At 62.8% G+C, this 12,762-nt stretch carries 14 protein-coding genes; 13 read left to right on the forward strand and 1 reads right to left on the reverse strand.

Annotated elements, in window-relative coordinates; translation table 11 throughout:
- Positions 1 to 54 precede the first annotated feature (54 nt).
- From GJR99_RS14735 to GJR99_RS14765, 7 genes are all read left to right on the forward strand, one after another.
- The gene (locus GJR99_RS14735; protein WP_151113468.1) at positions 55 to 639 is read left to right on the forward strand and encodes a flavodoxin domain-containing protein; all 585 of its coding nucleotides are present in this window, start codon (positions 55 to 57) and stop codon (positions 637 to 639) included.
- Positions 640 to 749: 110 nt separating this feature from the next.
- The gene (locus GJR99_RS14740; RefSeq protein ID WP_225317645.1) at positions 750 to 1,553 is read left to right on the forward strand and encodes a hypothetical protein; all 804 of its coding nucleotides are present in this window, start codon (positions 750 to 752) and stop codon (positions 1,551 to 1,553) included.
- Positions 1,554 to 1,688: 135 nt separating this feature from the next.
- Positions 1,689 to 2,501, forward strand: coding sequence for a hypothetical protein (locus GJR99_RS14745; RefSeq protein ID WP_151113472.1), 813 nt, complete (start codon positions 1,689 to 1,691; stop codon positions 2,499 to 2,501).
- Between the two features lie 90 nt (positions 2,502 to 2,591).
- Positions 2,592 to 5,678, forward strand: a complete 3,087-nt coding sequence (locus GJR99_RS14750) for an FAD-binding and (Fe-S)-binding domain-containing protein (RefSeq protein ID WP_151113474.1) — start codon at positions 2,592 to 2,594, stop codon at positions 5,676 to 5,678.
- A gap of 154 nt (positions 5,679 to 5,832) precedes the next feature.
- On the forward strand, positions 5,833 to 6,969 hold the full coding sequence (locus GJR99_RS14755) for a pyridoxal-phosphate-dependent aminotransferase family protein (RefSeq protein WP_191967154.1): 1,137 nt from the start codon (positions 5,833 to 5,835) through the stop codon (positions 6,967 to 6,969).
- 128 nt (positions 6,970 to 7,097) lie between these two features.
- Positions 7,098 to 7,430 carry a hypothetical protein gene (locus tag GJR99_RS14760; protein WP_151113478.1) on the forward strand — a complete coding sequence of 111 codons (333 nt, stop codon included), beginning with the start codon at positions 7,098 to 7,100 and terminating at the stop codon, positions 7,428 to 7,430.
- Between the two features lie 50 nt (positions 7,431 to 7,480).
- Positions 7,481 to 8,092 (forward strand): hypothetical protein, encoded by a 612-nt coding sequence (locus GJR99_RS14765; protein ID WP_151113480.1) that lies wholly within the window; start codon positions 7,481 to 7,483, stop codon positions 8,090 to 8,092.
- Positions 8,093 to 8,121: 29 nt separating this feature from the next.
- On the opposite strand, the gene GJR99_RS14770 is transcribed toward GJR99_RS14765, so the two are convergent.
- On the reverse strand, positions 8,122 to 8,583 hold the full coding sequence (locus tag GJR99_RS14770; protein ID WP_151113482.1) for an ester cyclase: 462 nt from the start codon (positions 8,581 to 8,583) through the stop codon (positions 8,122 to 8,124).
- A 276-nt stretch (positions 8,584 to 8,859) separates the two neighbouring features.
- On the opposite strand from GJR99_RS14770, the gene hisD reads away from it, so the two are divergent.
- From hisD to GJR99_RS14800, 6 genes are all read left to right on the forward strand, one after another.
- Positions 8,860 to 10,131, forward strand: coding sequence for a histidinol dehydrogenase (hisD, locus tag GJR99_RS14775; RefSeq protein WP_191967155.1), 1,272 nt, complete (start codon positions 8,860 to 8,862; stop codon positions 10,129 to 10,131).
- A 111-nt stretch (positions 10,132 to 10,242) separates the two neighbouring features.
- On the forward strand, positions 10,243 to 10,608 hold the full coding sequence (locus GJR99_RS14780) for a HesB/IscA family protein (protein ID WP_151113486.1): 366 nt from the start codon (positions 10,243 to 10,245) through the stop codon (positions 10,606 to 10,608).
- Between the two features lie 41 nt (positions 10,609 to 10,649).
- The gene (locus GJR99_RS14785) at positions 10,650 to 10,898 is read left to right on the forward strand and encodes a DUF5816 domain-containing protein (protein WP_151113489.1); all 249 of its coding nucleotides are present in this window, start codon (positions 10,650 to 10,652) and stop codon (positions 10,896 to 10,898) included.
- An 88-nt stretch (positions 10,899 to 10,986) separates the two neighbouring features.
- Positions 10,987 to 11,331 carry a DUF7116 family protein gene (locus GJR99_RS14790; protein WP_151113491.1) on the forward strand — a complete coding sequence of 115 codons (345 nt, stop codon included), beginning with the start codon at positions 10,987 to 10,989 and terminating at the stop codon, positions 11,329 to 11,331.
- Between the two features lie 45 nt (positions 11,332 to 11,376).
- Positions 11,377 to 12,081 (forward strand): hypothetical protein, encoded by a 705-nt coding sequence (locus GJR99_RS14795; RefSeq protein ID WP_151113493.1) that lies wholly within the window; start codon positions 11,377 to 11,379, stop codon positions 12,079 to 12,081.
- On the forward strand, positions 12,078 to 12,737 hold the full coding sequence (locus tag GJR99_RS14800; protein WP_151113495.1) for a hypothetical protein: 660 nt from the start codon (positions 12,078 to 12,080) through the stop codon (positions 12,735 to 12,737). Before GJR99_RS14795 ends, GJR99_RS14800 begins: the two co-directional genes overlap by 4 nt.
- Positions 12,738 to 12,762: the final 25 nt, after the last annotated feature.

The raw sequence follows: 12,762 nt of genomic DNA on the forward strand, positions 1-12,762 counted from the left end.
GGCTGAGACCGACGTTATCTCCCGAGCCGACGAATCTCTCGGTGGTGACTACTGATGGTGTCAATCCTCGTCGTCTACGGGAGTCGTGAAGGACAGACCGCGAAGATATCGGAGCGAATCGTCGAAGTGTTCGACGGACGCGGACACGACGCAACCGCCGTCGCTGTCGAAGACATCACCCCCGAAACGTCGGGAGAGACGTTCGACGCGATACTCGTCGGGTCGTCGATTCACCTGGGAAAACACGCCAAGGATATCTACGAGTTCGTCCGCGAGAACCGCGACGTACTCGAAGCGCGACCGAACGGGTTCTTCCAGGTGTCGCTGTCGTCTGCGAATCCGAACGAGGAAGTACAGGCCGAGGCGGCGGCGTACATCGACGAGTTCGTCGAAGGAACCGAGTGGCATCCAGACAGAATCGCGAAGTTCGGTGGTGCTCTCCGGTACTCGGAGTACGGGTTCCTCACGCGGTTCATGATGAAGCGCATCGCCAAAGACGCGACCGGTGACACGGACACGTCTCGCGACTACGAGTACACCGACTGGGACGAAGTCGAGTCGTTCGCCGCCGACTTCGCCGCACTGGTCGAGACGGGCGACGTCTCTGCCGGCGGAGAGTCGGAGGAAACACAGGCGTGAACTCCCCGGAGAGTTCAGACACCCGGACTCGACCTGGGAGTTCAGTTGTCCAGCAACGACCCGTGAACTCGGTTAGTCGGCCGTCCCTCGTCGCGTCTGTTCTGACGCTGGTGTTAACTGTCGTCGCAACTGCCGTGGGGCTCTTCGTCCCCGACTTCTATCGGGACGCACCCGCGCTCGTCACACAGGTGTACGGTCAAGACGCGCTGACACTCGCCGTCGCTGTCCCCGTCCTGGCAGGGTCGTTGTACGCCGCAGTCCGTGGGTCGCTTCGAGGGTACGTCGTCTGGCTCGGCGTGACCGGCTATCTCCTCTACACGTACGCCTCCTACGCGTTCATGACCGCGTTCAACGAGCTCTATCTCGTCTACGTCGCGCTGTTCGCACTGACGTTGGTCACGCTCGTCGGCGGGATACTCCGACTCGACGCGACGGCCCTTCGTGACCGGATGCGTGCCCACTCGGTGCGGTCCGACGTCGTATTTCAAGTGACGGTAGCCGTCGTCGTCGCCGCACTCTGGCTTGCTGAAATCATCCCTGCGACGCTGGCGGGAACTGTCCCGGCGAGCATCCGCGACACGGGCGTTCCGGTGAACGTCATCCACACGTTGGACCTCGCTGTGTTCCTCCCTGCACTCCTCCTCTCGGCATACTGGTTGTGGCAGAGAGACGCACGCGGATACGTGCTCACTGGCGTCCTCCTCGTCAAAGCGACGACGCTCGGACTGGCCGTCCTGTCGATGATTGGCTTCATGGTCCTCGACGGGCAAGCCGTCGTTCTCCCGCAGGTACTCGTCTTCGGTGCGTTCAGTCTGGTCGGTCTGGTGCTCGTCGGCAGGTTCGTCTCGGCTATCGAGTCGACGCCCGCTACGACGACGACTCGTTCGACGACTCCGGCAGGTGAGATTCGATAGCTCGGCGGTGACGACGACGTTCTTATTCGTCTGGAATCTGGCGATGAATACATCATCTCAGGGAACTAACACCAATGCCCGGTCGAGAGCAGGTGGGTCACAGAACCAGTCTCTCACAACTCGCCGGAGCAAACGATGAACACACGTACACTCGGTATCGTCGCTGTTGCTCTCCTCGTCGTCGTCGCCGTCGTCGGTGGCGGACTCTGGACAGTCGGGAGACTCTCGTTTCTCGACTCCTACGGGAGCGAGTACGACTACACGGTTCGCGTCTCGGCGGACGAGCAGATTACGAACGTCACGATATTCGTCCCGTTGCCGGTCTACGAGGGCCACTCGGAGATTGGCGCAGTCGTCGAGTCACGCGACTACCTGAAACCAGACGCGTGGTCGTACGACGTGGTCGAAACCCGACACGGGCCGATGCTCCGACTTCGGGCGGACGAACTCCCCGGAGAGCCGACGTACCACCGAGCGGTCATCGAAGACGACCGGCTAGTACGGTGGGAACAGATTCCGCCCGAAGAGTACGCCCGTAACGATTCGGAGACGCTGCGAGTCGAACACGACGCCATCGAAGTGAACGCTCGACTCACCGTCGACCGCTCTGTCGATACGAAATCACCGGCGCGAACAGAACCCGTCTTGCACCCGCGTTCGAACCCGCGGGCGGTCCCGTGTGACTGGCCTCACGACTCCGACGAGACGCAGTGTTACTCCTACGATTCGCTGATTTTCGTCGAGTACGACGGCCCGGAGACGACGCGTCTCACCGTCACGACGGAACTCAGCGGGACCAACTCGTGGTGGGTCGGCGGGTGGAACTTCAACGAGTACACCGACCGTATCACCGTCTACGACCTGCCTGCAGACCAGCGAGGGTGGGTCGTCGTCGAGGGCGAACTCCAGACCGGCGTCGGCAACTATCCACGAAACCCACCGCAGTAATTCGGTCACGCTCACCGACACACTACCGCTCGGGGCAAAGATGGCGGGACGCACACACACTTTTCTAGTTCTGCACGATTATACATTACAATGGCTGGTGGCGACTCCCCGCGAACGAATCGAGTCACTGCATCGTCTGGAAGTGACCTGAGTGATTTTCAGCAGTTTCAGGACGCTCGTGACTACGAGGTAGCCGACGTCGAGGCGTACGCCGCGTTGGCGTCAGCCCTGCGCGACGCCGTCGATGGCGAGGTTCGGTTCGACGAGTACGCACAGATACTGTACGCCACCGACGGGTCGATATACAGGGCGCGTCCGGCAGGCGTCGTCATCCCCCGAACCGTCAGCGACGTACAGACTGCCGTCGAACTCGCGTCGGAGCACGACGTGCCGATATTGCCGCGCGGTGCCGGGTCGTCACTTGCAGGACAGACGGTCGGTCCGGGATGTGTCGTCCTCGACTTCTCGAAGTATATGGACGACATCGTCTCCATCGACCCCGACGACCGACGGGCGACGGTCCAACCAGGCGTCGTCCAGGACGATTTAGACGACCGACTCGCCGAGTACGGTCTGAAGTTCGCCCCCGACCCGGCGTCGTCGAACCGTGCGACTATCGGTGGCGGTATCGGAAACAACTCCACCGGCGCGCACTCGGTCCGGTACGGTATCACCGACGCCTACACGGAGGAGTTGGCGGTGATTCTCGCAGACGGGTCGAAGATTCACACACGCGACGTCGTCGTCGACAGCGACGAGTGGGACGAAATCGTAGAGAGAGACGACCGCGAGGCGGCCCTCTATCGCACCGTCCGGCAACTCGTCGAAGACAACGAAGAGGAAATCGAACGACGGTATCCGACGCTCAAACGCTCCGTCTCGGGCTACAACCTCCACAAAGTCGTCTCCGAGAACGACGACGGTGAAACCGTCGTCAACCTCTCGAAACTCTTCGTCGGCGCGGAAGGGACGCTCGGCGTCGTCGTCGAAGCGACGCTCTCGTTGGTGACGGTGCCGGAGGAGACGGCGCTCGTCCTCTACGCTTACGAGGACCTGATAGACGCGATGGCGGCGGTTCCCGACGCGCTCGACTTCGACGCCAGCGCCGTCGAACTGATGGACGACGAGGTGTTCCGGATGGCCCGCGAGTCCAGCGAGTACGCCCAGTACGTCGAGCAAATCCCTGACGGGACGGCGGCGACGCTGATGCTCGAATTCGACTCGGAACTCCACGACGACTTCGAGGCGGCCATCGCGGCGGCCAACGACCACTTCTTGCAGTCGGGCGCTGACGAGGGCAACGCCTTCGACGTCATCGAAGCTTACACCGACGACGCGCAAGCAGACCTCTGGAAACTCCGGAAGGCGGCGATTCCGTTGCTCATGTCGCTGCAGGGCGACCCCAAACCGTATCCGTTCATCGAAGACGCCAGCGTGCCGCCCGAAGAACTCGCCGAGTACGTCCAGTCGTTCGAGGACGTGCTCGCGGACCACGGCACGTCGGCGGCGTACTTCGCCCACGCCGGGTCGGGGACGCTCCACATCCGCCCGATACTCAACCTCAAAGACGCCGACGGAATCGAGACGATGCACTCGATTACGGACGACGTGACCGACCTCGTGTTAGAACACCACGGTGCCTTCTCGGGCGAACACGGCGACGGGATGGCCCGAACCGAGTGGAACCCGAAGATGTACGGGCCGCAACTCTGGGACGCGTTCAAAGAACTGAAGTCGGTGTTCGACCCCGACTGGCGAATGAATCCGGGGAACGTCGTCTACCGCGACGACGACCCAGCGGACATGCGGGAGAACCTTCGCTACGGCGCGGCGTATCAGTCGCTCGAACCCGCGACGACGCTCGACTTCGAGGACGAAGGTGGATTTTCACACCTCGTCGAGTTGTGTAACGGGTGTGGAACCTGCCGGCAGACGGGGTCAGAGACGATGTGTCCGACGTATCGGGCGTCGAAAGACGAAGCCGAAACCACCCGTGGCCGGGCGAACATGCTCCGTGCGGCTATCAGCGGCGACCTCCCGGAAGACGAACTCTACTCCGACCGCTTCCAAGAGGAAGTACTCGGCCTCTGTGTGGGGTGTAAAGGCTGTAAGAACGACTGTCCGACCGGCGTCGACTTGGCGAAACTCAAAGCCGAGGTCAAACACAAACACCACGAACAGGAGGGGTCGTCGTTCCGCGAGCGCATGTTCGCACAGATAGACAACGCCGCAAAGTTGGGAAGCACGCTCGCACCCGTGTCGAACTGGGCCACGAAGGTTCCGGGTGCACGGGCGGTGATGGAGCGTCTCTTCGGCATCGCACCGGAGCGAGAACTTCCATCGTTTACCCGAAACACGCTCGAAGACTGGATGCAGTCTCGAACGCCTGCGGTGTCGGCCAACGACGCGACACACAAGGTCCTCATCTTCCCCGACACGTACACGAACTACGTCACGCCTGAAATCGGTAAAGCCGCCGTGCGGACGCTGGAAGCGGCCGGCGTCCACGTTCGACTCGCGAAGAACGTCGCACCGAGCGGTCGGGCCGCGTACTCCGGTGGGTTCCTCGACCTCGCACGCGGCCGTGCGGCCCGAAACGTCGACGTCCTCGCCCCGTACGTCGACGATGGCTGGTCGGTGGTGTTCACCGAACCCTCGGACGCCGTGATGTTCCAAGACGAGTACTCCGACCTGTTGGACGGAGACGCCGTCACGAACGTCGGCGCGGCGGCCTACGGCGTCATGGAGTTCATCGACGTCTACCGACTGGACGACGCGTTCGACCAGTCTGTTCGTGCCCCCGAGTCGACGGGCATCGCCGGGCAAGCCGCCGCCGACGGTGGTCGAACCGAGTCACTGACGTACCACGGCCACTGCAACCAGAAAGCGCTGAACAAAGACCATCACGCAGTTGGCGTCCTCCGGCGGGTTGGCTACGACGTCGACCCACTCGACTCGGGCTGCTGTGGGATGGCCGGCAGTTTCGGCTACGAGTCCGAACATTACGACCTCTCGAAAGCAATCGGTCGTATCCTGTTCGGCCAAGTCGACGAGAGCGACGGCGACACCGTGGTCGCACCGGGTGCGTCGTGCCGAACACAACTCGGAGACAGAGCACGGAGCACAGACCGACCACCGCATCCAATCGAGAAAGTCGCCGAGGCGGTACTCGGATAGGGTGAGCGAGTCGCCCACGGCGAGAACGAAGCAGGACCCGTCGCGGAAGGCCTTCCGCAACCACATTCCTTTTACTGCATTACGTGACACCTCACGGTAGACCATGACGGATGCACCAGAGGTTGGCGAACTTGCTCCGCCGAATCGGACGCTGATGGGCCCTGGCCCGAGCGACGTACATCCCCGCGTACTTCGAGCGATGTCGACGCCGCTCGTCGGTCACCTCGACCCATCGTTCATCGACATCATGAACGAGGTCCAAGAGCTCATGCGCTACACCTTCCGGACCGACAACCAGTGGACGATTCCCGTCTCTGGAACTGGGTCGGCGTCGATGGAGGCGGCTATCGGAAACGTCGTCGAACCGGGCGACACGATGCTCGTCCCGACCAACGGCTACTTCGGCGGCCGGATGGAGTCGATGGCCGAACGCGCCGGCGGGAACGTCGTCCACGTCGACGCACCGTGGGGCGAACCGCTCGACCCCGTAGACGTACAAGAGGCGTTCGACGAGTACCAGCCCGACGTGTTCGGCTTCGTCCACGCCGAAACCTCGACTGGCGTGAAGCAACCGAACGTCCCCGAACTGACGAGTATCGCTCACGACCACGACGCACTCGTCGTCGCCGACACCGTCACCTCGCTCGGCGGCGTCGAACTCGAAGTCGACGACTGGGGTATCGACGTGGCGTACTCCGGCCCGCAGAAGTGTCTCTCTTGTCCGCCGGGTGCGAGTCCGCTGACGCTCAACGACCGCGCGATGGACAAGGTGCTCTCGCGTGAGGAAGACCCGCGTTCGTGGTATCTCGACCTCTCGCTCCTCGAAGGCTACTGGGGCGACGACCGAGCGTACCACCACACGGCACCGATTACCAACGTCTACGCGATTCGTGAGGCGCTCCGCCTCGTCGCCGAAGAGGGAATCGAGAACCGGTGGGACCGCCATCTCCGCGTCGCCGGCGCGCTCAAGGCTGGCGTCGAAGCGATGGGTCTCGGGCTGAACCCCGAAGACGACTACTGGTTGCCGAGTCTCAACGCAGTGCTCGTCCCAGACGGCGTCGACGCCGGCGAAGCCATCGACTACGTCCTCGAACACTACGACCTCGAAATCGCCGGCGGCCTCGGCGCACTCGCGGGCGACATCTTCCGTATCGGGTGTATGGGTTACTCCGCGAAGCCCCAGAACGTCTCGTTCCTCCTGACCGCACTCGGCGAGGCGCTGGAAGCGCAGGGCGCGGACGTGGACGTCGAAGCCGGGTTCGCGGCGATGCGCGAACAACTGAAGCAGTAATCCGGCCTCACTCGCCGTCAATCCGAGTTAATTCGGTTCGACGGTTCGGAAATTCGGTGGAAACTGGCCTGTACGGTTTCTTCCTTTCATTATCCTCGCATCGTGAGTAGCGACCGGAGCGAACCACGATGAAACGAATCACGATAGTCGGCGTCGCACTCGCAGTCCTCGTCGCGACTGCAGGTGTCGCCGCCGCCACGCCCGGCGAACACGCAGGCGAATCGAGCGGAACAGACGCGGCCCAGCACGACGACGCCCAGCACGACGCGGCCCAACACGACGCGGCCCAGCACGACGACGCCGCCCAACAGGGACCGCCGAGCGAACTGCCCGGCCCAGTTCCCGACTTCGTCTCCGACATCCACGACTCGGTGAACGAGTTCATGGACGGCATGATGGACGGCGCGCTCGGCCCCGCCGTCAGCGACCACGCGGGCGGACCTGCACCGTCCAGTAACTGAGCGGTCTGACGCACGAACATTCATCTATCCGACACGTATACTCTTATACCATGAGACGGCCACTCCTCGCTGTCGTCGCGGTCCTCCTCGTCGTTGGAGGCGGTGTGACCGTAGCCTTCGCAACCGGCTTTGGCCCGTTCGCCGGTGGGGCAGATTCCAGCGACCAACCGACAGAACCGTTCCCGACGCAGACGCCCACAGCCACACAAACGCCCACGTCCGGCGGTAGTGGAGACGCCGGTGGAAGCGACGGCAACGACGGAGGCGACGGCAGTTCGAGCGGTGACGGAAGCACACCGACCACCGAGTCGTCGTCACCGCCGTTCGTCGTCACTATCGACCGAATCGAACAGTGCGGTCAGACCTGCCGCGACGTGACGAGCACGCTGACGAACCAGCAAGACGCCGACGCGACGGGCGTCACCGTCTACAGTCGCATCTTCGTCGGCAACAGCACCGCCGCCGAAGACGAGGTGTGGCGAGGGAGCCAAGAAGTGGGTGACCTCGATGCTGGCGAGTCGTTCACGACGACCAGACGCGTCGAACTCTCGTTCTCCGAGGCGTTCGCCGTCCAGCAAGCCGATGGGTGGATAACGGTGCAAACGACCATCCAGACCGACCAGCAGACGCTGACGTACACCGAGCGCCGGGACGTCACGTAAAAAGTGGGCTCGTTCAGCGTGCGAGACGGTCAGTCGTCTGCAGAGGCGGCCTGACCGACGTCCTGAGGCAGTACGCCGATTCCCTGGAGCAGTCCCAGAGAGTCCCACGTCGCCCAGCCTTCGACGATTTGTCCATCGCTCACCCGCATCGACATGATGCCGGGGGTCTTTTCGTCGTCAGTCGGTGCGTTGCCCGTCGGCGGAATCCCGTAGAACTCTCCTTCGTGCGTTCCACCGCCACGGAACCCGAGGGTCACGAGTTCGTCGTCTGCGTGGATATACTCGATGTCCATCTGGTAGTCGGGGAATCCAGTCAAAACGTTCTGGATGAACGTCTTCAGTCCATCTCTGTCGACGTCCGCACCAGTCATGTCGAACCAGTGGCCGACGTAGTCTGGGCTAAACAGGTCGTCTACGACTTCGAGGTCGTGGCCGTTCCACACGTCCTCGACGAACCGCCGTGCGAGTGCTTCGTTTTCTGTTGGGGTCATCTTCGACACCTCACGTCGAACTTGTGCACCTGACAAATTGGTAACTGGTGGGCTACTGTCGGTTAATCGAAAATTTATCGCCAGACCATGTGAGACATTTTCTATCACTTTGGATGGGTAGCGAGCGATTATGACATGTGGACTTCATAACATGGCGCTGGCGCTGGAGTCGACTGGGGCCACGAGACAGCAGACGTCGGCACCAACTGGTTCCGCATCGTCGCCCACCGTTTCCGCAACGACTTTTCACGCCGACACCGAACGCCGGGTATGAACATCGAGGTTCGCGAACTGGCCGGTCTCGGCCCCGACGCCCGTCGTGCCTTCTTCGAGCGTGACGCCGGCGTTGCCGAGGTCAGGTCTGACGTCCGCGACATCGTCGAACGAGTCCGCAGAGAGGGCGACGTCGCCCTCCGCGAGTTCTCTCGCGAGTTCGACGGCGTCGAAGTCGGTAACATCGACGTGAGCGACGCGGCCGAACGCGCGTACGACGAGATCGACGACGACGTTCGCGAGGCAATCGAGACGGCGGCGGCGAACATCCGCGAGTTCCACGAGCGACAGGTACCCGAAGACTGGCGTGAGGACTTTTCGGGCAGAGAACTCGGCCGTCGCTACCGACCACTCGAGCGCGTCGGCGTCTACGCTCCCGGCGGAACCGCCGCGTATCCATCGAGCGTCCTGATGGGTGTCATCCCCGCGAAGGTGGCCGGCGTCGAACACGTCGCCGTCGCCACGCCGCCCGCAGACCCGATGAACCCCGTCACACTCGCCGCGATGCACGTCGCCGGCGCGGATGCAGTCTACTCGGTCGGCGGCGCACAGGGAATCGCGGCCCTCGCCTACGGGACCGAGACGGTGAAGGCCGTCCAGAAGGTCGTCGGACCGGGTAACAAGTGGGTGACCGCGGCGAAGGCCGAAGTCCGCGGTGACGTCGATATCGACTTCCTCGCCGGCCCGTCCGAGGTCCTCGTGGTCGCCGACGAGACGGCGGACCCTCGCTTCGTCGCCGCCGACCTCGTCGCGCAGGCCGAACACGACCCGAACGCCTCTGTCGTCGCCGTCACGGACGACGCCGACGTCGCCGAGGAAATCGTCGCCGAGGTCGAGCGCCAAGCCGCCGACAGAGAGCGCACAGAGACCATCGAAGCGGCGCTGGAGAACGACGCGTCGGGCGTGCTGTTGGCCCGGTCGATGTCCGAAGCGGTCCTCTTTGCCGAGGAGTACGCCGCAGAGCACCTGTCGATTCAGGCCGACGACGACGAAGCGCTCTTGGAGCGCATCGACTCGGCTGGGAGCGTCTTCCTCGGGCCGTACACGCCCGTCGCCGCCGGAGATTACGCCTCCGGGACGAATCACGTCCTGCCGACCGGTGCGGGTGCAAAGCGGCAGGGCGGCCTCTCAGTGGACCACTTCGTCCGTTCGACGACCGTCCAGCGACTCGACCGGGAGGCGCTCGACGACCTCTCGGACACGATTACGACGCTCGCCGAAGCAGAAGGACTTGACGCGCACGCACAGAGCGTCCGCGAGCGATTCGAGGAGTAAGCAGACGGTCGATTTCGAGGAGTAGCTAGTCGGTCTATTTTCGGTCCCGACGACCGGCGAGCGGGGAGAACCGGCGCCACAGTTAACCGTTCCCACAGTATAACGGGAAGTATGAGCACTGAATCCGCGAGTGGAAGCGGCGACGCGGCTGTCACGGTCACGCCCGCCGCCGCGGACGAGGCCATCTCACTCCTCGAAGGAGAGTCGATGGACACCGACGTCGCCGGACTCCGTCTGTTCGTTCAGCAAGGAGGGTGTGCAGGCCTCTCGTACGGGATGCGATTCGACAACGAACCGGAAGACGACGACACGGTGGTCGAACAGCACGGACTCCGCGTGTTCGTCGACCCAGCGAGTATCAACTACATCGGTGGCTCGACGCTCGCCTACGAAGGTGGCCTGCAAGGAGCAGGCTTCCACGTCGAAAACCCCAACGCGACGAGCAGTTGTGGGTGTGGCGAATCCTTCCGCACGTAACGCCCCGACTTCTTAAGCCCCTGCCAGACGAACCCGTAGCCATGGCCGACTTACAATCCCAGACAGTCGCCAGTGGAAAGACCGTATACGTCGCCCGAGACGAAGTCGAGCGGGGAGCGAAAGGGCCGTTCTACGTCGTCTACGCGAGTGACGACGCCGAGAACCGCTGGGGATACCTCTGCGGCAACTGCGACTCGTTCGACACGGCGATGGATACGATGGGTCGAATCGAGTGCAACGAGTGCGGAAACGTCCGAAAACCTGACGAGTGGGACGCTGCACACGAGTAAAATCGTCTGGATGTAGACACATTCTCTGACGATTGGTATGGTGTGCCGTGACAACCTTTATCATGTGAGCTATTGTAGGTAGAGTTGCATGGCCCAGGCTTCGATGCCTCCTGTTCAGGAGGCTCGGTCGATATTCGGCCGGCTGGGGTACACCGTCTCGGGGGACGGACCCCAAATGCTGGCTGAACACAAGTGGCGTACGGTCCAGGTGACCGCACTGAGCTCGCGCGAAGCGTCTGAGTGCCGACCGGTACTTACAGACGGCGGCGACGACGCAGGCTATCGTCTCCGCTGCTTCGTGACGTGGAACGACCACATCGAGACGCTTACAGAGCGACTTCGAGGTGTGGACCTTCCGTACGAATGGGCAATTATCGGCGTGTCGAATGGTGGAACGGACGACTACGAGGTCGTCCGCGGCGCGAACACGTAGACTCGCGCCCAAACGTTTTCCCCACCCCATCGCCAACGGGTGGGTATGTCGTCAACCACGCAGTCGGGACTGAACCGGTTAGTCCGGAGTAAACGGCTCAACGCTGTGCTCGCGTGGTTGTTCACTGGCTTTCTTACTGCTGTCGCCGTCGCGAGCGTCGTGACGAACAACGACCTGGTGTGGGGCGGGTTCGCCATCATCGTCGCCGTGTTGAGTATCGTCCCAGCGGTGGCGTACCGCGAACCACAGGCGATGCTCCCGTGGGAAGTCGTCGCCCTCGCATCGTTACCCATCGTCGCTCGCGTCCTCGTCAGGGGCGAGACCATCGGCGGGATGACCTTCACAGGACGCGTCTCGACGTATCTCGCCGTCGCCGCGGTCGCACTCATCATCGCCGTCGAACTCGACGTGTTCACCCCGGTTCGGATGAACCACTCCTTTGCCGTCTTCTTCGTCGTCATCGCGACGATGGCCGCCGCTGGCATCTGGGCCGTCGTGCAGTGGTTGTCCGACATCTATCTCGGGACGAGGCTCTTGTTGAACGGGCGGCCCGAAGCGGTCATCGAGACGATGCTGATGTGGGATTTCGTCGCAGCGACGCTCGCTGGACTCCTCGCTGGACTGATATTCGAGTACTACTTCCGCCGCCGGGCGTACTCCCGAGAACGTCTCCCTGACGACGTCGTCGAAGCCGCCGAATTAGTCGACGCAGAAGAGATAGTCGACGCAGAAGTCGGTGGTTCGCCGTGAGGATTCGGAGGACGCTCCGTATCGACGACCACCGACAGCGACAACTCTCGCGGGCGATGCAACTCATCCTCGTCGGCCTCATCTTCATCGGCGTCGACCGAGGCAACCTCGGAATCGTCGTCAACGCGTCAGTTGGCCTCGGCGTGACGTATCTCCCAGCGATTCTCGAACGCGACTACCGCATCCCGCTGGACGCCGGACTGACGCTTTGGATATCGTCTGCGGCGTTTCTCCACGCGCTCGGAACCGTCGGCCTCCCCGGTTCCGAAGCGAGTTTCTACGCCAACGTCTGGTGGTGGGACCACCTCACCCACGCGCTGTCCTCGTCCGTCGTCGCCGCCGCAGGATACGCGACCATTCGCGCAGTCGACCTACACAGCGACGCCATCTACCTCCCGAACCGGTTCATGTTCGTCTTCATCTTGCTCTTCGTCGTCGCCTTCGGCGTCTTCTGGGAGGTCATCGAGTTCGGCATCTCGCGCGTCGCCATCCTCACTGGAACGGGGTCTGTGTTGACCCAGTACGGCCTCGAAGACACGCTCTTGGACCTCGTGTTCGATACGGTTGGCGGCCTCCTGGTGGCTATCTGGGGGACGGCCCACCTCACCGACGTGGTCGGTGCACTTCGGTCGCGACTCGACGGAACGACGCGGTGAGTCGCCTCGTCTCTCACACACCGAA

It is taken from the genome of Haloferax marinum (assembly GCF_009674625.1).
In the GTDB taxonomy this organism is placed as follows: Archaea; Halobacteriota; Halobacteria; order Halobacteriales; family Haloferacaceae; genus Haloferax; species Haloferax marinum.